The organism is Coralloluteibacterium thermophilum (assembly GCF_042654365.1).
GTDB lineage: Bacteria > Pseudomonadota > Gammaproteobacteria > Xanthomonadales > Xanthomonadaceae > Coralloluteibacterium > Coralloluteibacterium thermophilum.
Genome location: NZ_JBHSGG010000047.1, coordinates 1 through 22,818, shown reverse-complemented (window position 1 = coordinate 22,818; position 22,818 = coordinate 1). Strand labels below are relative to the sequence as shown.

The window sequence follows — 22,818 nt, the reverse complement described above, 5'->3', positions numbered from 1 at the left end:
CTTCAGTCCCGCACGCCCAGCCGCTTGCGTTCGAGGCGACGCAGGAAGGTCTCCATGATGCGGCGGTAGAGGTCCTCGCCGAGGTAGGCATCCTCGATGCCGGCGTCGATGGAGGGGTTGTCGTTGACCTCGATGACCGCGAGCCGGTCGCCGCTCGCCTTGATGTCGACGCCGTAGAGCCCGTCGCCGATGGCGGCGGTCGCGCGCAGCGCGAGCTTGACGACCTCGGCGGGGGCCTCGCGGACCGGAAGGGTGCGGAAGCCGCCGGAGCGGGGCTTGCCGCGCGCGCCGCCGCCCCGGGCGTGGTCGTAGATCTGCCAGTGCCCGCGCGACATGAAGTACTGGCAGGCATACAGCGCCTGGCCCTCGAGCACGCCGATGCGCCAGTCGAACTCGGTGTACATGTACTCCTGCGCGATCAGCAGCGCGGTGTGCTGGAACAGCCGGGCCGCGGCCGCGCGCAGTTCCGCCGCGTCGCCGACGCGGCTGATGCCGCGCGAGAAGCTGCCGTCCGGGATCTTGAGCACCAGCGGAAAGCCCAGCGTGTCGCCGAGGGCGGCGAGCCGGGCCTCGTCCTCCCGCATCAGGATCTCGGTGCGGGGGATCGGCAGCCTGCGCTTGGTCAGCAGGTCGTGCAGGAAGATCTTGTTCGTGCAGCGCAGGATCGAGACCGGGTCGTCGATCACCACCATGTCCTCGCGCTCCGCGCGATGGGCGAAACGGTAGGTGTGGTTGTCGAGCGAGGTGGTCTCGCGGATGAAGAGCCCGTCGTACTCGGCGAGACGGGTGAAGTCGTGGCGGCCGATGGGGTCGACCTCGATGCCGAGCTCGGCGCCGGCCTCGACGAAGTGCTTCAGCGCGCGCCGGTTCGACGGCGGCATCGCCTCGGCCGGGTCGTGCAGCATGGCCACGTCGTAGCGGAACTTGCGCCGCGCGCGCGGCCTGCGCCAGAGCTTCTTCGAGAAGGCGTCCAGGGCCTCGGCGAAGGCGTCCTCCTGCGCGTCGCTCAGGGTGTGCAGGCCCGCGGGCTTCACCGCGCTGATGCGCCAGCCGCGCTCGCGCTCGAACTCGATGCGCAGGATCGGCGCGGGAAAGGCCTCGAACACCTGGCGCGCGAGGTCCTGCAGCGGCTCGTAGCGGGTCTGTCCGAAGTAGGTCAGCAGGGCGAACTCGGTGGCGTCGCTGGCGTCGCCGGGGAAGAACTTCGCCAGGCGCGTGTTGAGGTCCTCGATGTCCACGCCGTAGAGCGACTTGCGGCGCAGGTCGGCGAGGGTGCGGACGCTGGGGATGACCTTGTGCCCGCGCGCCTCCGCCAGCAGCGACACGTAGTAGCCCGTGCCCAGGTAGCGGTAGTTGCGGCAGAGGTTGATGACCTGGGTGCGCTCGCCGTCGCCGATGGGCTCGCGCAGGTAGTCCGCGGCGGCGACGACGTTGTCGGAAGGGTAGTAGGAGCCCCAGTCGGCGGGCTTTTCGACAACGATGACGAGACGGGTCATGGGGGCGGTCGCGGAAGATGCCGCAGTCTCGCAGGTTCCGCGCCGGCGGGCGCATGCGGCCCCGCCCGGTTGGGGCACCGTTCACCGGCGCCGCTTTGCGGCCGCGCCGGCCTCGTCGATGATCCCCGGATGTCCACGCCGCCCCTGCGCCTGCGCGACGCCGTCGCCGCCGACCTTCCCGCGCTGCTCGCGCTGGAGGCGGCCTTCCCGGGCGATCGGCTCTCGCCGCGCCAGTTCCGCCACCACCTGCGCAGTCCGCGCGCGCGCCTGCGCCTGGCCGAGGCCGGGGGCGCGGTGGCCGGCTACGCCCTGGTGCTGCGGCGGGCCGGCAGTGCGCGCGCCCGGCTGTACTCCATCATCGTGGCCCCGGCGCACGCCGGTCGCGGCCTCGGTGCGCGCCTCCTCGCCGATGCCGAGGCGGGCGCCGCTGCGGCCGGCTGCCGGCGCATGGGACTGGAGGTGAGGGCGGACAACCTGCCTGCCCAGGCGCTGTACCGCCGGGCCGGCTACACCGGGGCCGGGCGGCGGATGCGCTACTACGAGGACGGCGCCGACGCGCTGCGCTTCGAGAAGGCGCTCCCGGCACCCGCGCCATGACGCCGCGCCTCCGCACGCCGCGCCTGGTGCTGCGCCCGCCCGCCGCCGACGACGTTGAGGCCGTGTTCGCCCTGTACTCCGACCCCGAGGCCATGCGGCACTGGTCGCATCCGCCGTGGCGCAGCCGGGCCCAGGCCGAGGCCTACCTCGGCACGATGCGCGCGGCGGCGGCGCGCGGCACCGTCGCCGTCTGGCTGGCCGAGGAGGGCGCGCGAGCGGTGGGCGTGGCCACGCTGTGGTTCCTCGGCGACGGCCGCAACGCCGAGGTCGGCTACCTGCTCGGCCGTGCCCACTGGGGTCGCGGCCTGGCGAGCGAACTGCTGGAGGCGGTGCTTGCCGACGGCTTCGGCCGGCGCCGCCTGCGCCACGTCGATGCCGACGTCGCCGCCGGCAACCTGCGCTCGCTGCGCCTGCTCGCGCGCCTCGGCTTCGTCCCGTGGGCCGCGCGCACGCGCATCGCCCACGACGGCAGCCCGGTGCCGGGCCGGGTGCTGCGCCTGGAGGCGGACGCGTTCGCGGCGCCACCGCGGGCGGCGGCGCCCCTCGGCGGCGTATGACTTTGGTCATGGGTGGGCCGCGGAAGCCGCGTGCTAGCGTGCCCGGCCCGCACCGTCATTCCGGAGTCACACGCGCATGCGCAGCAGCACCCTCGCCTGGCTGGTCGCCGGCATCCTCGGCGGCTCCACGCTCGCACACGCACAGGAGGCGCCCATGAACGATGCCACCGCCGACGATCCCTACATCTGGCTCGAGGACGTTGCCGGCGAACGCTCGCTCGACTGGGTCCGCGCGCAGAACCGCACCGCCGAGCGCGCGCTGGAGGCCGATCCCGGCTTCGAAGCGCTGCGCAGCGACCTGCAGACCATCCTCGACTCCGACGACAAGATCCCCTTCGTCTCCAAGCGGGGCGAGTACTACTACAACTTCTGGCAGGACAAGGACCACCAGCGCGGCCTGTGGCGCCGCACGACGCTGGAGGAGTACCGCAAGCCGCAGCCGAGGTGGGAGGTGCTGCTGGACCTCGACGCGCTCAACGCCGCCGAGGGCGAGAACTGGGTCTGGCACGGCGCGAACTGCCTGCGCCCGGACTACGACCGCTGCCTGATCGCGCTCTCGCGCGGCGGCGCGGATGCGAACGTCACCCGCGAGTTCGAGATCTCGACCCGTTCCTGGGTCGAGGGCGGCTTCTTCCGCGAGGAGGCCAAGGGCGCGCTGTCGTGGATCGACCGCGACACCGTCTACGTCTACACCGACTTCGGCCCGGGTTCGATGACCGAGTCCGGCTACCCGCGCATCGTCAAGGAGTGGAAGCGCGGCACCCCGCTGTCCGAGGCGACGGTGGTCTACGAGGGCCGGCCCGACGACATGTACATCGGCGCGGGCCGCGACCACACCGAGGGCTACGAGCGCGACTTCGTCAGCCGCACGCTCGCCTTCTACAACGACGAGATGTACCTGCGGAAGGCCGACGGCAGCCTCGTCAAGATCGATGCGCCGAACTCGGCCAACAAGTCCGTGCACAAGGACTGGCTGGTGCTCGAACTGCGCGAGCCCTGGGAGGTCGGCGGCCGCAGCTACGCGGCGGGCTCGCTGATCGCGGCCGACTTCGACGCCTTCATGGGCGGCGAGCGTGCGTTCCAGGTGCTGTTCGAGCCGACCGAGACCACGTCGCTGGCGGGCAGCAGCTGGACCAGGAACCACCTGATCCTCAACGTCCTCGACGACGTCAAGAACCGCATCTACGTGCTCACGCCGGGCGAGGGCGGGTGGGCCCGCGCGCCGCTGGCCGGCGCGCCGGAGATCGGCACCATCGCGGTCTCGGGCATCGACGACGAGGCGTCGGACGAGTACTTCATGACCGTCACCGACTTCCTGCACCCGACCACCCTCTACCACGGCACGGTCGGCCAGCAGCCGGAGAAGGTGAAGGAGACCCCGGCCTTCTTCGATGCCGAGGGGCTGACCATGAGCCAGCACTTCGCGACCAGCAAGGACGGCACCCGCGTGCCGTACTTCATGGTCTCGAAGGCCGACCTGCCGCTCGACGGCCGCAACCCGACCCTGCTGTACGGCTACGGCGGCTTCGAGATCTCGCTGACCCCGAGCTACTCCGGCGCGGTCGGCCGCGGCTGGCTCTCCGAGGGCGGCGTCTACGTCGTGGCGAACATCCGCGGCGGCGGCGAGTACGGCCCGCGCTGGCACCAGGCGGCGCTCAAGGCCAACCGCAACAAGGCCTACGAGGACTTCGCGGCGGTGGCCGAGGACCTGATCGCGCGCCGGGTCACCAGCCCCGCGCATCTCGGCATCCAGGGCGGCTCCAACGGCGGCCTGCTGATGGGCAACATGACCGTGATGTACCCGCAGCTGTTCGGCGCCGTGGTCTGCCAGGTGCCGCTGCTCGACATGCGCCGCTACCACAGGCTGCTGGCCGGCGCGTCGTGGATGGCGGAGTACGGCAACCCCGACACGAGCGACTGGGAGTTCCTGCAGCGCTACTCGCCCTACCAGAACGTCCGCGCCGACGTGGAGTACCCGCCGGTGCTGTTCACCACCTCGACCCGCGACGACCGCGTGCATCCGGGCCACGCCCGCAAGATGTTCGCGCGCATGGCCGAGCAGGGCCACGACGTGACCTACTTCGAGAACATCGAGGGCGGCCACGGCGGCGCCGCGGACAACCGCCAGCGCGCCTACATGCAGGCCCTGGCCTACACCTTCCTCAAGCAGCGCCTGTTCCCGAAGGACTGACCCGGGACGCGCAGCGACCTGCCGGTGCGGCCGCCCGCGGGAGCGTGGGCGGCCGCACTCTTTCCACCGAACCGCACCAAACCTCCGGATCCCCCAATGACGCGTGTGCGCATCACCACCGCCCTGCTGCTCTCGCTCGGCCTCCTCGCCGCCTGCGACCGCGGCAGCCCCGAGGCGACCCCGGACGCCGGCCGCCCGGCGCTTCCGCCGGCCCCGGTCGCCGCGATCCAGCCCCACGTGGTGGTCGCCCCGCATGGGGCGGAACGCCAGGACGAGTACTACTGGCTGCGCGACGACGCCCGCACCGATCCGGACATGCTGGCCTACCTGGAGGCCGAGAACGCCTACGCCGACGCCGCCATGGCGCCGCTCGCGGGCCTGCGCGACCGCCTCTACGACGAGCTGGTCGGACGCATCAAGCAGGACGACGCCTCGGTGCCCTACCGCTACAAGGGCTACTGGTACTACACCCGCTTCGAGGAGGGGCAGGAGTACCCGGTGCACGCGCGCCGCGCGGGCAGCATGGAGGCGCCGGAGGAGGTCATGCTCGACCTCAACCGGCTCGCCGCGGGCCAGAGCTTCTACCAGGTCTCGAACTGGGAGGTGAGCCCGGACCAGACCCTGATCGCCTACACCGAGGACACGGTCGGCCGCCGCCAGTACACCCTGCGCATCCGCGACCTGGCGACCGGGGAGCTGCTGCCCGACGCCATTCCCGGCGTGTCCTCCAGCATCGAGTGGGCCGGCGACGGCCGCTCGCTCTACTACGTCGAGAACGACCCGGTCACCCTGCTGACCAAGCGCGTCAAGCGCCACGTCCTGGGCACCGATCCCGCCGAGGACACGGTGGTCTACGAGGAAACGGACGACAGCTTCTACATGGGGCTGATGCGCACCCGCTCGGAGAAGTACATCTGCATCGGCGTGCGCAGCACCGTGTCCAGCGAACAGCGCTGCACCGAGGCCGCCGCGCCGGGTGAGTTCCGGCTGGTGGCGCCGCGCGAGCGCGATGTCGAGTACGTCGCCGACCACCTGGGCGACCGCTGGGTCGTCCACACCAACTGGAACGCGCAGAACTTCAAGCTGATGACCGTCGCCGACGGCAGCTGGGAGGATCGCGGCGCCTGGCGCGACCTGCTGCCCCACGACCCCGAGGTCTACCTAGAGGACGTCGTGCTGTTCGACGGCTTCATGGTCGTCGAGGAGCGTGCCGAGGGCCTGTCGCGCCTGCGCGTCCTGCCGGACGACGGCGCGCCCAGCGACGTGCGCGCCGACGAGCCCGCCTATGCCATGGGCCTGGCGACCAACGCCGAGCCCGACACCGAGTGGGTGCGCTACACCTACACCTCGCTGACCACGCCGGCGACGACCTACGAGCTCAACGTGGTCACCGGCGAGCGCCGCACGCTCAAGGAGCAACCCGTGCTCGGCGGCTTCGACAAGGCGAACTACGTCACCGAGCGCCTGTGGGCGCCCGCGCGCGACGGCGCGCGCATCCCCGTGAGCCTGGTCTACCGCAGGGGCTTCGCGAAGGACGGCAGCGGGGCCCTGCTGCAGTACGGCTACGGCTCCTACGGCAACTCGATCGACCCGGCGTTCAACGGCAACGTCCTGAGTCTCGTGGACCGCGGCATGGTCTACGCCATCGCCCACATCCGCGGCGGCGAGGAGATGGGCCGCCAGTGGTACGAGGACGGCAAGCTGCTGAGGAAGAAGAACACCTTCAACGACTTCGTCGACGTCACCCGCTTCCTGGTCGAGCAGGGCTATGCCGCACCGGACCGGGTGGCCGCGATGGGCGGCAGCGCCGGCGGGCTGCTGATGGGCGCCGTCGCCAACCAGGCGCCGGAGGACTATCGCGCCATGGTCTCGCTGGTGCCGTTCGTGGACGTGGTCACCACCATGCTCGACCCGAGCATCCCGCTCACCACCAACGAGTACGACGAGTGGGGCAACCCGGAGGATCCCGAGTACTACGACTACATGCTGTCCTACTCGCCCTACGACCAGCTCGAGGAGAAGGCCTACCCGGCCATGTTCGTCGGCACCGGCCTGTGGGACAGCCAGGTGCAGTACTGGGAGCCGGCCAAGTACGTCGCCCGCCTGCGCGCGCGCAGGACCGACGACAACCTGCTGGTGTTCCGCACCAACATGGAGGCCGGCCACGGCGGCCGCTCGGGCCGCTTCCAGCGCTACCGCGAGATCGCCGAGTACTACGCCTTCCTGCTCGACCAGCTCGGCGTGGAGGCGCCGGCCGGGTCCGGCACCTGAGCGGTGCGGGAACGCCCGCTGCTATAGTCCGCCGCCCTTTCCGACGCAACAAGGATGAGCATGAGTGCGGTGATCCCCGACGTCGCGCTGGTCGACAACGCCGAGCAGCGGACGCCGCTGGTCCTGGTCCTGGACTGCTCGGGCAGCATGGCCGGGGCGCCGATGGCGGCCCTCAACGAGGGCCTCGCGCTGCTCGAGCGCGAGCTGAAGGCGGACGTCATCGCCGCCAAGCGCGTGCGCATCCTGGTGGTGCGCTACGGCGGCCACGACGAGGCCGAGCTCATGGGCCCCTGGTGCGACGCCATGGACTTCCACGCGCCGCGCCTGGACGCCAACGGCACGACGCCGACCGGCCATGCGGTCGATCTCGCGCTGGCCGAGATCGAGGACGAGAAGGCGCGCTTCCGCGCGGCGGGCGTGGCCTACACGCGGCCCTGGCTGTTCCTGATGTCCGACGGCGTGGCGACCGACGACTGGGAGGGCGCGGCCGCGCGCTGCCGCGAGGCGGAGGCCGCGAACCGCGTCGCCGTCTTCCCGATCGCCGTCGGCGAGGCCGACCGTGCGCAGCTCGGCGCGTTCTGCCGCAACGGCGAGCGCGGCGTGAAGCAGCTCGCCGGGCTGCAGTTCCGCGAGCTGTTCCTGTGGCTCAGCGCGAGCATGCAGGTGGTCTCGCAGTCCGTGCCGGGCGGGCACGCGCAGCTGCCGCCCACCGACAGCTGGTCCTCGATCCCGGTCTGATGGCCTGGCACGTCCACGCCGGCGCCGCGACCGGCGCCGGCCATCGCGCGCGGGGCGAACCCTGTCAGGACGCCTTCGCGCACGGCGTGCACGGCGATGTGCTGGTCGCCACGGTCTGCGACGGCGCCGGTTCGGCGCGCCACGGCGACATCGGCGCGCGCGTGGTCGCGCGGCAGGTGGTGCATGCGCTGCTGGCGCGCGCGGCTGCCGGCAACGAGGTCGCGGAACTCGCGCCCGACGCCGCGGCCGACCTGCTCGCGCACGTGATCGAGGCGGTGCGCGACGCGCTGCAGAGCCTGGCCGGCGCGGCCGGCGCCGCGCTCGGCGACTACGCCACCACCCTGGTCGGCGCGGTCGGCGACGGGCGCAGCGGTTTCCTGTTCCACCTCGGCGACGGCGTCGCCGTCGGCATGGCCGCGGAAGGCGAGGACATCGTCTCGGCACCGGACAACGGCGAGTACGCCAACGAGACCTACTTCGTCACCGGCCCGGCGTGGCGCGCGCGCCTGCGCATCACCCCGCTGCGCCGGCCGCTGCGCGGCATCGCGCTGATGTCCGACGGCGCCGCGGCCTTCGCCATGGAGCGCGGCGGGCGGGCCCTGTTTCCCGCCTTCATCGGGCCGGTCGAGCGCCACCTCGCCGGGCTCGGCGAGGCCGACGGCAGCGCGGCGCTGCTGGCCACGCTCGCGGATCCGCGCACGGACGCCATCACGCCCGACGACAAGACCCTGCTGATCGCGCTGAGGCGCTAGGCCACCGCATGCGCGTCGAGACGAGGTGCGCGGACGGCCCGCACGCCAGGACACGCCGGCACGGCCTGGCGCGGCCCGTCCGGGTGTACCCAGCGCGGCCCCGTGCGCGCCCCCACATGCGCGGCGGGGCCTGACATGCCCCAGCGCACCGGCAGCCGGATCCACGTCGCCGCGGACCACGGCGGCCGCCTCACGCTCGGGCGCCTGCTCAAGAGCGGCGGTGCCGGCAGCGTCTTCCTGCTCGCCGAGCGCGGCGACAGCGTCGCCAAGCTCTACCACGCGCACGTCGGCGTCGAGACCTACGCCCGCAAGGTCGAGGCGATGCTGCGCCTGCGGCCGGAGCTGCCGGATATCGAGCACGAAGGGGCCGCCCAGGTCCAGCTGGCCTGGCCGAGCGCACTGGCCCGGGACGCGCAGGGGCGCTTCCTCGGCTTCGTCATGCCGCTGCTCGATTTCGAGGCCACCTGCGACCTCGAATACGTCCTGCAGGAACGGCAGGCGCGGGCGGCGGGCCTGCCGACCGGCCTCGGTGCCAAGGTCACCCTCGCCGCCAACCTGGCGGCGGTCCTCGCGGCCCTGCACGCCGAGGGCCACCACGTGGTGGACCTCAAGCCGGTCAATCTGCGCTTCTACCGCCGCAGCCTGCACGTGGCGATGCTCGACTGCGACGGGTTCAGCGTCCGCGGCGACGGCGAGCGCTTCCCTGCGGAGCAGTTCACGCCGGACTACCTCGCACCCGAGTTCCACCGACGCGGCGTGCCGCCGGAGGCCGGCGAGGCGCAGGACCGCTTCGCGCTCGCGGTGGTCGTCTTCCAGCTGCTGAATTTCGGCATCCACCCCTTCAGCGGGCGTCCCGCCCACGACCGGGTGCCGACCGATCTCCCGGGACGCATTGCCGGTCGCTTCCACGCCTACGGACTGAAGCGGCATGCCGCCATCGCCCCGGTGCCGGGCAGCGGGCACACCGCCATGCCGCAGGCGCTGCGCGAGCTGTTCGACCGGGCCTTCCGCGGACCGGCCGCGGGCCGCCCGTCGGCCGGCGAATGGGCGGTGGCGCTCCGCGGCTACGCCCTGCGCACCGGCGGCGGACTGGTGGTCTGCGAGACCGACCCCGGGCACCAGCATTTCGCGGGGCTGCCCTGCGCCGCCTGCGCGCGTGCGGCGCGGCTGGAGTCGAGGGCGCGCGCGGCGCCGCCGTCCGCTCGGGTCCGCGTCCGCGCCGCGACCGTCCCGCAGCGCCGGGCCGTGCAGGAGCAGGGTGCGCCACCGCTTGCCGGTCCGGCCGGTCTGCCGCCCGCCGCGGGCGGCGTCGGCGCACAGCCGGCCAGCGGCGGCGCTGGCTGGATCGCCGCCCTCGTCCTGCTCGCCGCGTTCGCGGTGTTCGTGCTCCTCGCGTTCGTCGAGTCGACGCCGCGTCGGCACGAGAGGGCGGCGCTGCCGGCTCCTGTCCAGGTCGAGGCGCCGCCGGCCGACCGCCACCGGGTGGGCTACGGCGCGCTGCCCGCCGAGGCGCTGCGGGCGAGCGTCCGGCTGGCGGCCGAGGCCGCGGGGGAAGGCGACTGGTCCACCTTCCGCCGCGAGATCGAGCGCCTGCGTCGTGCGCAGGCCGCCCAGCCCTTCCGTCACGCGAGCGCGGCCGCCGTGTTCGAGATGGAGCTGCAGCACCGCCGCCTGAGCGAGCGGTCCGCCATCGTCGAGTACGAGGAGACCGCGTCGCGCCTGCGCCCTCAGCTACAACGGGATCGCTACGCCCACGAGACCGCGCTCATGCTCGCCTGGCTCGCCCAGGCGCACGGCAGGTCCGACGAGCGCCGCGCCGCGCTGGAGCAGGCGACCTGGTCGAGGCCCATGGACCCGGCCGGGTGGTTCGGTCTGGCAAGGCTGGCGCTGGAGGAGGCCGGGCCGCCGCGCGAGGATGCTCCCCTGCCCGCCACCGCGCTCGCCTACGCCACGGTCGGCGAATTCGTGGGGCGGCCGCGCAGCGCCGACGACGCGGCCGCCGCGCTCGCGCTGGTGCTGGGGCGCTTCCGCGCGGGCCTGCCGCCGAACACTGCGGCGGAGGCGGTGGCCATCGAGCGGCTCCACGTCGAGGCGGTCGCGCGCGCCGCCCGCGTCGACCCGGACAGGCCCCCGGGGCCGGGTCCCGGTGCGGGGGCCCGGCGGTCACCCCTGTTCCTCGGGATGTCGGCCCTCGAGGAGAGCCTCCACGGCCTGGAGGCCGAGGGGCTCGGGCGCCGATGGCGGCTGGTGCTCTGGGTCGACCTGGACCACTTCGGGCTGCCGCGCTACATCGACATCGTCCAGTCCAGCGGCGACGCCGTGCTCGACCAGCAGGTGGCGGAGCTGGTGTCGCGGCTCCCGTTCGCGCCGGCGCGTGACGGCGGGGGCTACGTCGCCGGCGGCCTGCAGCTGCCGGTGGCGCACTGGCGGCCCGCGCCGCCGCCCGGGTCACCAGCCGGAGGCGTCGAGTAGCGCCTCGGTCTCCGCGTCCGCCGGCATCGCCACGAGGCCGCCGCGCGGGTTGATGCGCACGAGGTAGCGGGCGCCGTCGTGCATCGGCAGGTAGGCGCCGCTGCCCCAGCGCGCGTCGACGAAGGGCAGCCAGCGCGGGTACTGGCGGGCGAGGGCGGCGAGGTCGACCAGGCCGTCGCTGCCGAGCGCATGCACGCTGCGCGGTGCCTCGCGTTCCTGGGCGACGTCGCGGTAGCGCCCGGAGAGGCGTTCCAGCCGGTAGAGCGGCGGGACGCCGGCGAGCTGGGCGGGGAGCTGCCAGCGCACCACGCGCGCATCGAGCTGCCACTCGTCGCCGCGCAGCTCGAAGCTGCGCCGGCGGCCGTCGGCCTCGGTCAGCGTCACCTCGAAATGCTGGGGCCCGCGCTGTGCGATGGCCAGGCTCGCCACCTCGCGGTCGTCCAGGCCGAAGTAGCCGCGGACGCCGACCGCGAGCAGGGCCAGCCCGAGCGCGAGGACCAGGAAGGCCAGGGCGAACAGCAGGCGCAGCGCGCGGCCGAAGCCACGCCGGCGTCCCGCCGCGAGCACGATGGCGAGGAGGGCGGCGATCGCCGCGAGGGCCAGCAGGACGACGAAGGGGGTCATTCATGCTCCCGGCGCTGGGTTGCGCGCAGTCTGTGCGGAGATTCATGACCGCATCGGGAACGTCCCGGCCACGGCCATCGCTATACTCGCCGCATGAACCGCGCGCGCCCAGTCCTGCTCTGCCTCGCCCTCGCCGCCCTGCTCGCCGGCACCGCCTGCGGCCAGAAGGGCGACCTGACCCGCCCGCCGCCGCCGGAGGCGCCGGCCGAGGACGACGCCCGGCGATGAACGCGGGCGTCCCCCTGCGCTTCACCAAGATGCACGGCGCGGGCAACGACTTCGTCATTCTCGACTGCCGGGGCGACACGCCGGCGCCCGACGCAGCGCTCGCCGCGGCCCTGGCCGACCGGCATCGCGGCGTCGGCTGCGACCAGGTCATCACCGTGGAGCCGGCGCGCAGCGCCGACTGCGTCGCCGCCTACCGCATCTGGAACGCCGACGGCTCCGTGGCCGGGCAGTGCGGCAACGGCGCGCGCTGCGTCGCCGCCTGGCTGGTGCGCGACGGCGCCGCGCGCGGGCCGCGCTTCGCGCTCGACGCGCCGCCGGGACGCATCGAGGTCGAGGTGCTCGCGGACGGCCGCTACCGCCTCGGGATGGGCGTGCCCGACTTCGAGCCCGCCCACGTGCCCTACCTGCACCGCGGCGGCCCCGAGGGCGGCATGACCATCGACGGGCAGGCGGTGCGCTTCGACGCGGTGTCGATGGGCAACCCGCACGCGGTGCTCGAGGTCGACCGCGTCGATCTCGCGCCGGTCGCGGTGCTGGGCCCCGGCCTGCAGGCGCGCCCGGAGTTCCCGGAGTCGGTCAACGTCGGCTTCGCCCAGGTGCTGGCGCCGGACCGCATCGCGCTGCGCGTGTACGAGCGCGGTGCGGGCGAGACGCTGGCCTGCGGCAGCGGCGCGTGCGCGGCCGCCGCCGCGCTGATGCGGCGCGGCCGCGTCGGGCGCCGCGTGGTGGTGGCGCTGCCGGGCGGCGAGCTGGAGATCGACTGGCCGCGCGACGACGCGCCGCTGACCATGACCGGCCCGGTCGCATTCGTCTTCGAAGGAGAGTGGCCCGCATGAGCACCGATGCGCATACCGAAACCGTGAGCGCGGCCGAGGTGGCCGCCTGGCTGCGCCGGCATCCGACCTTCCTCGCCGGCTATCCGGACATCGCGCAGAGCCTCGTGGTGCCGCGCAGCGAGGGCACCGCGACCTCGCTGGCCAGCTACCAGCTCGAGGTCCTGCGCGAGAAGAACCGCGAACTCAACCGCCGCCTGCTGGAGCTCTCCGCCAACGCGCAGGAGAACGAGCGCCTGGCGGTGCGGACCCACCAGCTCACGCTCGGCCTGATGCGCCAGCTGACGCCGGCCGGCACGCTCCGCGCGATGGTCGCGAGCCTGGGCGAGGACTTCCAGGGCGACGCGGTGCGGGTGGTGCTGTTCCGGCCGATCGACGGGCTGGACGATGCGGCCTGGCTGCAGGTGGTCCCGCGCGAGGACGCATCGCTGCAGCCCTTCGCGGACTTCCTCGCCGCCGGCGAGCCGCTCTGCGGCCGGCTCAACGCCGACAAGCTGGCGGTGCTCTTCGGGCCGGACGATGGCGTGCAGTCGGTGGCCCTGCTGCCGCTGCAGGACATGGGCATGCTCGCCATCGGCAGCCGCGAGCCCAACCGCTTCTATCCGGGCGTCGGCACGCTGTTCCTCGGCATGATGGCCGACGCCCTGGTGACCGGGCTGGCGCGCTTCGGGCGCTGAGCCGGCGATGGACGCCGCACCGGCGCCCGACGACGCGCTGGAGCGCGCGCGCCAGGACTGGCTGGCGCACCTGCGCCAGCGCCGGCTGTCGGCGCACACGCTCGACAACTACGGCCGCGACCTGGCCTTCCTCGCCGCCTGGCTGCGCGGGCAGGGGATCGACGACTGGGACGCCCTGCGCCCCGACCACCTGCGCGCCTTCGTCGCGCACGAGCACCGCGACCGCGCGCAGTCCGGCAAGAGCCTGCAGCGCCGGCTGTCGGCGGTGCGCGGCTTCTGCCGCTGGCGCAACCGCGACCGGCCGGGCGCCATCGATCCCACCGCAGGGCTGCGCGCGCCGCGGGCGCCGCGCAAGCTGCCGCAGGTGCTCGACCCGGACGCGATGAACACCCTGGTCGAGGTGCCTGCCGACACGCCGCTGGGCCTGCGCGACCGCGCCATGCTGGAACTGTTCTATTCCTCGGGCCTGCGCGTGTCCGAGCTCTGCGGCCTGCGCTGGCGCCAGCTCGACCTCGCCGAGGGGCTGGTGCACGTCTTCGGCAAGGGGCGCCGGGAGCGCGTGGTGCCGGTGGGCCGGCACGCGCGCGAGGCGCTGGCGGCATGGCGCGCGGAATCCGGCGGTGCCGACGACGCGCCCGTGTTCCCCGGCCGCGGCGGGCGCCCCATCACCCCACGCGCCGTGCAGTTGCGCGTGCGCGCCCTCGCCCAGGCGCAGGGCGTCTGGGCCCGCGTGCATCCGCACCTGCTGCGGCACTCCTTCGCCAGCCACATCCTCGAATCCTCCGGCGACCTGCGCGGCGTGCAGGAACTCCTCGGCCACGCCGACATCGCCACCACCCAGATCTACACCCACCTGGACTTCCAGCATCTCGCGCGGGTGTTCGATGGAGCGCACCCGAGGGCGAGGCGGAAGCGGGAGGGGTGAGGGGAGGGGGTCCGGGAATCGGGAGTCGGGAATCGGGACCTGGGGCGCGGTGCGATGGGGACGGCTCTCGCGGTGCCGCCCGCGGCCGGAGTTTGGGCGTCACCGCTCCCGTGCTCTCCGGGTCCCGATTCCCCATTCCCGCTTCACACACCAGACCTTGTCCCCCCCGGCCTCCGCCCCCACTACCGGGTTTCACCCCGGAGGCCGCATGGATCCCAGCCAGAACCCCAACGTCGTCCACGCCACCACCATCGTCTCGATCCGTCGCAACGGGCGGGTGGTCGTCGCCGGCGACGGCCAGGTCACGCTCGGCAACACGGTGATGAAGGGCAACGCGCGCAAGGTGCGCCGCCTCGGCAACGGCAAGGTGCTGGCCGGGTTCGCGGGCGCGGCGGCGGATGCCTTCACCCTGTTCGAACTCTTCGAGAACAAGCTCGAGAAGCACGGCGGGCAGCTGGTGCGCGCGGCGGTCGAGCTGGTCAAGGACTGGCGCACCGACCGCCGCTACGGAAAGCTCGAGGCGCTGCTCGCGGTCGCCGACCGGGACACCTCGCTGGTGATCTCCGGCAACGGCGACATCATCGAGCCCGACGACGGCATCATCGCCATCGGTTCGGGCGGTTCCTTCGCGCTGGCCGCCGCGCGCGCGCTGCTCGCGCACTCCGATCTCGACGCCCGCCGCGTGGCGGAGGAGGCGCTCAAGATCGCCGGCGACATCTGCATCTACACCAACGGCAACGTCGTGGTCGAGGAACTGGGCGACTGACGCCTGCGCGCGCGCCCTCCTCCGACGAGCGACCCTGAGAATCCCATGTCCGAACTCACCCCCCGCGAAATCGTCAACGAGCTCGACCGCTACATCGTCGGGCAGAAGGCCGCCAAGCGCGCGGTCGCCATCGCCCTGCGCAACCGCTGGCGGCGCATGCAGCTCGACCCCGCGCTGCGCAACGAGGTGACCCCCAAGAACATCCTCATGATCGGCCCGACCGGCGTGGGCAAGACCGAGATCGCGCGCCGCCTGGCGACCCTCGCCAACGCGCCCTTCGTCAAGGTCGAGGCGACGCGCTTCACCGAGGTGGGCTACGTCGGCAAGGACGTGGAGCAGATCGTGCGCGACCTCGCCGACGCCGCCGTCAAGATGTTCCGCGAGCAGGCCAAGCAGAAGCTGCGCACCCAGGCCGAGGACCGCGCCGAGGACCGCATCCTCGACGCGCTGCTGCCGCGCCGCCAGGCGCCGGTCGGCTTCCCCATGGGCGACGCCGGCGACCCGGCCGCGCGCCCGGACGATTCCGGCACCCGCCAGAAGCTGCGCAAGCAGCTGCGCGAGGGCCAGCTCGACGAGCGCGAGATCGAGATCGAGACCGCGGTGAACAGCGGCGGCGTGGACATCATGGCGCCGCCCGGGATGGAGGAGATGGGCCAGCAGCTCAAGCAGATGTTCCAGAACCTCGCCGGCGGCAAGACCCAGAAGCGCACCATGACGATCAAGGCGGCGCTGCCGCAGCTGATCGAGGAGGAGGCGGCCAAGCTGGTCAACGAGGACGAGATCCGCCAGGCGGCCATCGAGGCCTGCGAGCAGCACGGCATCGTCTTCATCGACGAGATCGACAAGGTGGCCAAGCGCGGCGACAACTTCGGCGGCGGCGACGTCAGCCGCGAGGGGGTGCAGCGCGACCTGCTGCCGCTCGTCGAAGGCTCCACCGTCAGCACCAAGTACGGCGTGGTCAAGACCGACCACATCCTGTTCATCGCCTCCGGCGCCTTCCACGTCGCCAAGCCGTCCGACCTGATTCCCGAGCTGCAGGGCCGCTTCCCGATCCGCGTCGAGCTGCAGGCGCTCTCGCGCGAGGACTTCAAGCGCATCCTCACCGAGCCGCACAGCGCGCTGACCAAGCAGTACAACGCCCTGCTCGGGACCGAGGGCGTGACCCTGACCTTCGCCGACGACGCCATCGAGCGCCTCGCCGACATCGCCTTCGAGGTCAACGAGCGCCAGGAGAACATCGGCGCCCGCCGCCTGCACACCGTGCTCGAACGCCTGCTCGACACCCTGAGCTACGAGGCCCCGGACCGCAGCGGCGACGCCGTCACCATCGACCGCGCCTACGTCGATGCGCACCTGGGTGATCTGGTGCAGGACCAGGATCTGTCGAAGTACATCCTTTGAGGTGAAGCGGGAAGGGTGGGGCGGGAAGAGGGAACCGGGAATCGGGACCTGGAGGGCGTACCGGCCGATGTCTGGTCCGTCGTAGGCGCCACGGGCGAGCGAGTCGTACGGTTCGCGACGCTCTCCCAGCTCCCCATCCTCAGCTCCCCCGCGACCACCCCCAGGTCCCGATTCCCGACTCCCTCTTCCCGCTCCATCCAACAAGACCATGCCCCACCCCACCGACCTCATTCTCCACAAGACGTCCCGCGTGCTGGAGGTGGCGTTCGAGGACGGGACGCGGTGGCGGTTGCCGGCGGAGTACCTGCGGGTGGAGTCGCCGAGCGCCGAGGTGCAGGGGCACGGGCCGGGGCAGAAGGTGCTGGTGGCGGGCAAGCGCGAGGTGGGCATCGACGCCATCGAGCCGGTCGGCCACTACGGCGTGCTGCTGCGCTTCTCCGACGGGCACGCCAGCGGCATCTTCACCTGGGACAGGCTGTACACGATGGGGCGCGAGCAGGAGACGGCGTGGTCGCGCTATCTCGACGCCCTGGCGCAGGCGGGCCTTTCCCGCGATCCCTGAGCCTCACAGCCGGCGGTGCATGACCAGGACGTCGGTCGGGCCGAGCCGCGCATGCCGGAAGGCGTCGGGAATCCGCCCCACCACCGCGAAGCCGTGCTTCTCCCACAGGCGGATGGCGACCGTGTTGGTCGCGACCACGAAGTTGAACTGCATCGCCCGGAAGCCCGCCGCCCGCGCCGTGTCCAGCGAGTGGGCGCACAGCAGCGAGGCGATGCCGCGCCCGCGCGCGTCGGGGGCGACCATGTAGCCGGCGTTGGCGACGTGGTCGCCGAGGCCCGGCTGGTTCGGCTTGAGGAAATAGCAGCCGAGCACGCTGCCGTCCGCGTCCTCCGCCGCGAACAGCCGCACCGGCGGCGTCGTCAGCAGCGCGCGCGCCTCGGCCTCGGTGGTGTCGGGGCGCCATGCGTAAGTGTCGCCGCCCGCGAGCACGCTGCGCACCAGCGGCCAGACGCGATGAAAGTCCTGCGCCTGCAGCGCGACGACGGCGGGCCGTGCGTTCATGGCCGCGGGCGTCGCCGCGCTCATGCCTCGCCGATGTCCTCGTTCCACAGCGCCGGGTGCGCGGCGATGAAGTCGCGCATCATCGCGATGCACTCCGGGTCGGCCAGGTCGATCACGCGCACGCCGCTCTCGCGCAGCCAGTCGATGCCGCCGGAGAAGGTCACCGACTCGCCGACCACCACGGTGCCGATGTTGAACTGCCGCACCAGCCCGCTGCAGTACCAGCAGGGCGCCAGCGTCGTCACCATGATGGTGTCGCGATAGCTCCTCTGCCGGCCGGCCTTGCGGAAGGCGTCGGTCTCGCCGTGGATCGAGGGGTCGTTCTCCTGCACCCGGCGGTTGTGGCCGCAGCCCAGCAGCACGCCGTCGTCGCGGTAGAGCGCGGCGCCGATGGGGATGCCGCCCTCGGCCAGGCCGCGCCGAGCTTCGGCGACGGCGGTGGCGAGCAGGGCGCGGTAGTCGGGGTCGGCCATGCGGGAAGCTCCTCGGTCTCGGCCGGCGATGGTAACGGGCGGGCCGCCGTGCGGGCACCGCCGCGGCGCTGCGTGGGATACTTGCCGCCATGAGCGACCCGACCCAGCCCTCCAGTCCGCAGCTTCCCGCCGAGACGCCGGCCGCGCCCGCGCAGGGCGGCACCACCCACTTCGGCTTCCGCGACGTGCCCACGCGCGAGAAGCAGAAACTGGTCGGCCAGGTGTTCTCCTCGGTCGCGCGCAAGTACGACCTGATGAACGACCTCATGAGCCTCGGCATCCACCGGCTCTGGAAGCGCTACTTCGTGGCGACCTCGGGCGTGAAGGCCGGCGACCGCGTGCTCGACCTGGCCGGCGGCACCGGCGACATCGCGGCGCTGCTGCATCCGAAGGTGGGCCCTGCCGGCAGCATCGTGGTCGGCGACATCAACGCCGCCATGCTCGGCGTCGGCCGCGACCGGCTGACCGACCGCGGCCTGGTGCGCGGCCTCGACTGGGTCCAGTGCAATGCCGAGGCGCTGCCGTTCCCGGACAGGTCGTTCGACCTGGTGACCATCGCCTTCGGCCTGCGCAACGTGACCGACAAGGCGCGCGCGCTGGCGGACATGCACCGCGTGCTCAAGGTCGGCGGGCGCGTGCTGGTGCTGGAGTTCTCCCAGGTGCGGCCGGAGTGGTTCCGCCCGATCTACGACTTCCACTCCTTCCAGGTGCTGCCGCGCCTGGGCACGCTGATCGCCGGCGACCGCGAGAGCTACCAGTACCTTGCCGAGTCCATCCGCAGGCACCCGCCCCAGGCGGAGCTGCAGCGGATGCTGGCGGACGCCGGCTTCGCCCGCGCCAGCCACCGCAACCTGTCGGCCGGCATCGTCGCCATCCACTCCGGCTATCGGGTCTAGAGCGTACAACACCGGCCCCGCACCGCTGGCGGCCCACGCATCTCATCTCAAAGGGCGCAACACGCTCTAGGCGCGGGCTTCCGCGGGGACGCCGTCCGTGCCGGGGGCGTGCAGGGTCCGCCAGGCGCGCCAGCGCGCGCGCTGCCAGACCACGAGCAGCGCCGTCGCCAGCGCCAGCGGCGACAGCAGCCCGATGGCCAGCAGGATCGCCGCGTAGAGTCCGCCGAACGTGCTGTGCTCGCCCACGAACAGGAGCAGCGCGCCGGCCACCCACAGCCCGGGATTGACGGCGGCGCCCAGCACGGCCGCCGTCCAGCCGGCCAGCCCGCCGAGCACGGCCGCGTAGGCGCCCGCGTACAGTCCGCTGCGGCGACGCCAGGAGCGCAGCAGCGCCCAGCCGCAGGCCAGGGCGAACGTGGCGGCGAGCAGGCCGAGCGCGATCATCCAGCGCGCCTCTCCGGGTGAGAGGGTGCGGGAGACGTTGCGGCCGGATTGCCAGGAGAGCGTTCCGATCGGCGCGCCTGCATTGCCCCCGCTCAAGGCCCAGCCCGGCTCGATCCGCGTGGTGGCGGCGAGCGTGCAGTTCCGGAGGTACTCCGCGAGTTCCGCGCCGGCATTCGCCAGCAGGAGGGCGGCGAGTGCGAACGAGAGGCCGGCGGCGATCCGGCGCGGCCAGCGCATGCGGAGGGCGGACGACGGCGTGGCCCGCCCGATCGGGGCCTGGATCGCCGCCGCCGGCCGGGCCGATCTGCGCAGCCGGACCAGCGCCCACACCACGAGCGCGGTCAAGACCAGCCCGGGCACCGTGAAGGCCAGCCGCAGCCAGGCCGGCCCGATGCTCGTCAACGCCCAGCCGCCGAGCACGGCGCCCGCTCCCATGAGGTGCATCGCGTGTCGCCGCCTGCGCCGCGGGGCGAGGAGGCCGAAGGCGCCCAGCGTGAGGGGCAGGGCCGCCCACACCGCGAACGGCCACAGCCTGTGGGCGCCGGAGGCGGCGTGTCCGATGTCCCAGGCCAGCATCCAGCAGAGCGCCGCGGCGAGCGCGAGGTCGATCCCGACGGTCAGGCGCAGGGCGCGGAGCGCGGCCGCGCCTGCACCCCAGGTCCGGCCGTCGCGGGACCCGGCATCGGGCGCCGTCGCCGACGGCGCGATCACGGCCATGCGTTAAGATCCCGTGAGCCCACCGTCTCGCCCGTTCGCATCATGCGCGTCCCCGCCCTCGCGTTGTCCCTGTTCCTCCTGCCCCTCGCGCCGATGGCGCAGGACGCGTCGCCGGAAGAGACCGCCACGCCGGACAGCCGCCGCAGCGACGAGTCCTCCTATGCGGAGCCGGAGCGGGTGGTCGTGCGCCACGTGGCGCTCGACCTGGAGGTCGACTTCGAGGCGCGCCGCCTCGGTGGGGCCGTGGATCTTACGCTCGAATGGCTGGACCCGGACGCGCAGGCACTGGTCCTGGACACGCGCGACCTCGAGATCGCCCGTGTCGAGGGGCGCAGCGACGATGCGCGCTGGCGCCGGCTCCGGCACGAGCTCGCGGCGCCCCGGCCGCCGCACGGGCAGAAGCTCACCATCCATGCGCCCGAGCGCCCGCAGCAGGTGCGGATCACCTACCGCACCTCGCCCGAGGCCACCGGCCTGCAGTGGCTGGAGCCGGGCATGACCCAGGGCGGGCAGACGCCCTTCATGTTCAGCCAGTCGCAGGCCATCCACGCGCGCTCCTGGGTGCCGCTGCAGGACACGCCCTCGGTGCGCTTCACCTACGAGGCGACGGTGCGCACCCCGCCCGAGGTGATGGCGCTGATGAGCGCGGACAACGACCTGCACGCCGAGCGCGACGGCGAGTACAGCTTCCGCATGCCGCAGCCGATCCCGTCCTACCTGCTGGCCATCGCGGCCGGCGACCTGGTGTTCCGGCCGATCTCGCAGCGCGCCGGGGTCTGGGCGGAGCCGGCCATGGTCGAGCGGGCCGCCGAGGAGTTCGCCGACACCGAGCGCATGATCGAGGTCGCCGAATCGCTCTACGGCCCCTACCGCTGGGAGCGCTACGACATCCTGGTGCTGCCGCCCTCGTTCCCGTTCGGCGGCATGGAGAACCCGCGGCTCACCTTCGCCACGCCCACGGTGATCGTCGGCGACAGGTCGCTGGTCAGCCTGATCGCGCACGAGCTGGCCCACAGCTGGTCGGGCAACCTCGTCACCAACGCGACCTGGAAGGACATCTGGCTCAACGAGGGCTTCACCAGCTACGTGGAGAACCGGATCGTCGAGGCGGTGTTCGGCAAGGAGCAGGCGGACATGGAGTTCGTCATCAGCCGCAACGCGCTCGTCGAGGCCATCCGCGACATGCCCTCGCGACGCCAAGTGCTGGCGCCGCCCCCGCTGGCCGAGGGCGAGGACGCCGACGACGTGCTCTCGGCCGTGGCCTACGACAAGGGCGCCTGGTTCCTCCAGTTCCTGGAGCAGCGCTTCGGGCGCGAGACCTTCGATGCCTTCCTGCGCGGCTGGTTCGACGCGCATGCCTTCCAGAGCGTCACCACCGACGACTTCCGCGCCTACGTGAAGGAGCATCTCCTCGACGCGCATCCGGACACCGTCTCGATCGAGCAGGTCGACCGCTGGCTCTACGCCGAGGGCATTCCTCCCGCCGCGCCGCAGCTCGTCTCCGAGCGCCTCCGGCGCGTGGACGCCGCCCGCACCGCCTGGCTGGAGGGCGACAAGGCCGCGACCGAACTGGAGACCGACGGCTGGAGCACGCAGGAGTGGGTGCACTTCCTCGAAGGCATGCCGGAATCGCTCAGCCCGCAGCAGATGACCGAGCTGGACGGCGCCTTCCGCTTCACCGGCACGCCCAACGGCGAGATCGCCCAGCGCTGGTACCCGCTGAGCGTGCGCAGCGGCTACTTCGAGGCGCGCCCGGCGATGAGCCAGTTCCTCAAGCGCATCGGCCGCCGCAAGCTGATCATGCCGACCTACGCCGCGCTCATGGGCAGCGCGGAGGACCGCGCCTTCGCCGAGCAGGTCTTCGCCGCCGCGCGGCCCGGCTACCACCCGATCACGAGCATGAGCGTGCAGGCCCTGCTCGATCGCGGCGCGCAGGAGTGACCGGCATGCGCCGCATCCCCGTCGCCCTGGCCGCCGTCCTCGTCCTCGCCGGCTGCGACCGCGAGGCCGAGCGCGAGGCGATGCGTCAGGCCGCCCTGCAGCGGGCCGAGGCGGCGGCCGCCCAGCAGGCCGCCCAGTACGAGGCCGCGCGCGCGGAGGGCAACTGGAGCCTGGCCAAGTCCTACTCCGACGTGCTGCTGGCGGACTACCCGAACACCGAGGCCGCTGCCGCCGTGACCGCGACGGTGGAGGAGGTGCGCGCGCGTGCCGCCGCCGAGCGCGAGGCGCGGCGCCTGGAGGCGCTGTGGACCTACCACGTCGAACCGGTGTCCGGCGGCGAGCAGCGCACCGCCTATCTCTACGCCAGCGAGCCCGCGCAGCCGCGGGTGCGCGTGATCCTGCGTCGCCACCCGGAGTGGGGGCAGAGCGTCTACCTGCTGATCGACGAGGGCGAGTTCGACTGCCCGCCCGGCTGCCGCGTGCGCATCGCCTTCGACGACGCCGAGCCGCGCGCCTTCGCCGCGAACAAGCCGCGCGAGAACCTCCAGGCGCTGTTCGTCGAGGACGATGCCGCCTTCATCCGCGGGCTGCGCGGCGCCGGCCAGGTGACCATCGAGGCGCGTCACGCCGGCGAGCCGCTGGTCCTGCGCTTCGAGGTCGGTGGCTACGATCCGGCCCGGCTGGGCGGCGGACGCTGAGTTCTCGGCGCCATCGGTAAGTCACTGATCTTTAACGGACAGTGGCGGACAGAAAGGG

The 22,818-nt window shown here is 72.9% G+C and carries 22 protein-coding genes; 17 read left to right on the top strand and 5 right to left on the bottom strand.

Going from position 1 to position 22,818, the window contains the following annotated elements:
* Positions 1 to 2: 2 nt before the first annotated feature.
* Positions 3 to 1,496, bottom strand: coding sequence for a RimK family protein (locus tag ACFO3Q_RS15565; RefSeq protein WP_377005612.1), 1,494 nt, complete (start codon positions 1,494 to 1,496; stop codon positions 3 to 5).
* Between the two features lie 129 nt (positions 1,497 to 1,625).
* On the opposite strand from ACFO3Q_RS15565, the gene ACFO3Q_RS15560 reads away from it, so the two are divergent.
* The 7 genes from ACFO3Q_RS15560 (at position 1,626) to ACFO3Q_RS15530 (ending at position 11,074) form a co-directional block, all read left to right on the top strand.
* Positions 1,626 to 2,093: a GNAT family N-acetyltransferase gene (locus ACFO3Q_RS15560; protein WP_377005611.1), complete on the top strand. Its 468-nt coding sequence runs from the start codon at positions 1,626 to 1,628 to the stop codon at positions 2,091 to 2,093.
* Entirely contained in the window at positions 2,090 to 2,650 is a 561-nt protein-coding gene (locus tag ACFO3Q_RS15555; RefSeq protein ID WP_377005610.1) for a GNAT family N-acetyltransferase, read from the top strand. The genes ACFO3Q_RS15560 and ACFO3Q_RS15555 overlap by 4 nt, the downstream gene beginning before the upstream one ends.
* 76 nt (positions 2,651 to 2,726) lie before the next feature.
* Positions 2,727 to 4,841: a prolyl oligopeptidase family serine peptidase gene (locus ACFO3Q_RS15550; RefSeq protein ID WP_377005609.1), complete on the top strand. Its 2,115-nt coding sequence runs from the start codon at positions 2,727 to 2,729 to the stop codon at positions 4,839 to 4,841.
* A gap of 96 nt (positions 4,842 to 4,937) precedes the next feature.
* Positions 4,938 to 7,112 (top strand): S9 family peptidase, encoded by a 2,175-nt coding sequence (locus ACFO3Q_RS15545; RefSeq protein WP_377005608.1) that lies wholly within the window; start codon positions 4,938 to 4,940, stop codon positions 7,110 to 7,112.
* 60 nt (positions 7,113 to 7,172) lie between these two features.
* Positions 7,173 to 7,850 carry a vWA domain-containing protein gene (locus ACFO3Q_RS15540; protein WP_377005607.1) on the top strand — a complete coding sequence of 226 codons (678 nt, stop codon included), beginning with the start codon at positions 7,173 to 7,175 and terminating at the stop codon, positions 7,848 to 7,850.
* The gene (locus ACFO3Q_RS15535) at positions 7,850 to 8,602 is read left to right on the top strand and encodes a PP2C family serine/threonine-protein phosphatase (RefSeq protein ID WP_377005606.1); all 753 of its coding nucleotides are present in this window, start codon (positions 7,850 to 7,852) and stop codon (positions 8,600 to 8,602) included. Before ACFO3Q_RS15540 ends, ACFO3Q_RS15535 begins: the two co-directional genes overlap by 1 nt.
* 135 nt (positions 8,603 to 8,737) lie before the next feature.
* Positions 8,738 to 11,074 (top strand): hypothetical protein, encoded by a 2,337-nt coding sequence (locus ACFO3Q_RS15530; protein ID WP_377005605.1) that lies wholly within the window; start codon positions 8,738 to 8,740, stop codon positions 11,072 to 11,074.
* On the opposite strand, the gene ACFO3Q_RS15525 is transcribed toward ACFO3Q_RS15530, so the two are convergent.
* Positions 11,051 to 11,698 carry a hypothetical protein gene (locus ACFO3Q_RS15525; RefSeq protein WP_377005604.1) on the bottom strand — a complete coding sequence of 216 codons (648 nt, stop codon included), beginning with the start codon at positions 11,696 to 11,698 and terminating at the stop codon, positions 11,051 to 11,053. The genes ACFO3Q_RS15530 and ACFO3Q_RS15525 overlap by 24 nt on opposite strands.
* 93 nt (positions 11,699 to 11,791) lie before the next feature.
* Between ACFO3Q_RS15525 and ACFO3Q_RS15520 the strand changes: the two genes are divergently transcribed.
* From ACFO3Q_RS15520 to ACFO3Q_RS15490, 7 genes are all read left to right on the top strand, one after another.
* A complete protein-coding gene (locus ACFO3Q_RS15520) occupies positions 11,792 to 11,926 on the top strand; it encodes a hypothetical protein (protein ID WP_377005603.1) in 135 nt (44 codons plus the stop codon).
* Positions 11,923 to 12,762, top strand: coding sequence for a diaminopimelate epimerase (dapF, locus tag ACFO3Q_RS15515; RefSeq protein WP_377005602.1), 840 nt, complete (start codon positions 11,923 to 11,925; stop codon positions 12,760 to 12,762). Before ACFO3Q_RS15520 ends, dapF begins: the two co-directional genes overlap by 4 nt.
* Positions 12,759 to 13,436, top strand: coding sequence for a DUF484 family protein (locus ACFO3Q_RS15510; RefSeq protein WP_377005601.1), 678 nt, complete (start codon positions 12,759 to 12,761; stop codon positions 13,434 to 13,436). The genes dapF and ACFO3Q_RS15510 overlap by 4 nt, the downstream gene beginning before the upstream one ends.
* 7 nt (positions 13,437 to 13,443) lie before the next feature.
* Positions 13,444 to 14,361 carry a tyrosine recombinase XerC gene (locus ACFO3Q_RS15505; protein ID WP_377005600.1) on the top strand — a complete coding sequence of 306 codons (918 nt, stop codon included), beginning with the start codon at positions 13,444 to 13,446 and terminating at the stop codon, positions 14,359 to 14,361.
* 208 nt (positions 14,362 to 14,569) lie between these two features.
* On the top strand, positions 14,570 to 15,127 hold the full coding sequence (gene hslV / locus ACFO3Q_RS15500; RefSeq protein ID WP_377005599.1) for an ATP-dependent protease subunit HslV: 558 nt from the start codon (positions 14,570 to 14,572) through the stop codon (positions 15,125 to 15,127).
* A 45-nt stretch (positions 15,128 to 15,172) separates the two neighbouring features.
* Positions 15,173 to 16,528 carry an ATP-dependent protease ATPase subunit HslU gene (gene hslU, locus ACFO3Q_RS15495; protein ID WP_377005598.1) on the top strand — a complete coding sequence of 452 codons (1,356 nt, stop codon included), beginning with the start codon at positions 15,173 to 15,175 and terminating at the stop codon, positions 16,526 to 16,528.
* A gap of 208 nt (positions 16,529 to 16,736) precedes the next feature.
* Positions 16,737 to 17,090: a gamma-butyrobetaine hydroxylase family protein gene (locus ACFO3Q_RS15490; protein WP_377005596.1), complete on the top strand. Its 354-nt coding sequence runs from the start codon at positions 16,737 to 16,739 to the stop codon at positions 17,088 to 17,090.
* Between the two features lie 3 nt (positions 17,091 to 17,093).
* Here ACFO3Q_RS15490 and ACFO3Q_RS15485 read toward each other — a convergent pair whose 3' ends face one another.
* On the bottom strand, positions 17,094 to 17,615 hold the full coding sequence (locus tag ACFO3Q_RS15485) for a GNAT family N-acetyltransferase (RefSeq protein WP_377005595.1): 522 nt from the start codon (positions 17,613 to 17,615) through the stop codon (positions 17,094 to 17,096).
* On the bottom strand, positions 17,612 to 18,064 hold the full coding sequence (locus ACFO3Q_RS15480; RefSeq protein ID WP_377005594.1) for a nucleoside deaminase: 453 nt from the start codon (positions 18,062 to 18,064) through the stop codon (positions 17,612 to 17,614). The genes ACFO3Q_RS15485 and ACFO3Q_RS15480 overlap by 4 nt, the downstream gene beginning before the upstream one ends.
* An 89-nt stretch (positions 18,065 to 18,153) precedes the next feature.
* On the opposite strand from ACFO3Q_RS15480, the gene ubiE reads away from it, so the two are divergent.
* The gene (gene ubiE, locus ACFO3Q_RS15475; RefSeq protein ID WP_377005593.1) at positions 18,154 to 18,960 is read left to right on the top strand and encodes a bifunctional demethylmenaquinone methyltransferase/2-methoxy-6-polyprenyl-1,4-benzoquinol methylase UbiE; all 807 of its coding nucleotides are present in this window, start codon (positions 18,154 to 18,156) and stop codon (positions 18,958 to 18,960) included.
* A 66-nt stretch (positions 18,961 to 19,026) separates the two neighbouring features.
* Here ubiE and ACFO3Q_RS15470 read toward each other — a convergent pair whose 3' ends face one another.
* Positions 19,027 to 20,121 (bottom strand): hypothetical protein, encoded by a 1,095-nt coding sequence (locus tag ACFO3Q_RS15470; RefSeq protein ID WP_377005592.1) that lies wholly within the window; start codon positions 20,119 to 20,121, stop codon positions 19,027 to 19,029.
* A gap of 42 nt (positions 20,122 to 20,163) precedes the next feature.
* Between ACFO3Q_RS15470 and ACFO3Q_RS15465 the strand changes: the two genes are divergently transcribed.
* Together ACFO3Q_RS15465 and ACFO3Q_RS15460 are read left to right on the top strand one after the other, a co-directional pair.
* Positions 20,164 to 22,062 (top strand): M1 family metallopeptidase, encoded by a 1,899-nt coding sequence (locus ACFO3Q_RS15465; RefSeq protein ID WP_377005590.1) that lies wholly within the window; start codon positions 20,164 to 20,166, stop codon positions 22,060 to 22,062.
* A 5-nt stretch (positions 22,063 to 22,067) separates the two neighbouring features.
* The gene (locus ACFO3Q_RS15460; protein WP_377005589.1) at positions 22,068 to 22,760 is read left to right on the top strand and encodes a hypothetical protein; all 693 of its coding nucleotides are present in this window, start codon (positions 22,068 to 22,070) and stop codon (positions 22,758 to 22,760) included.
* Positions 22,761 to 22,818: the final 58 nt, after the last annotated feature.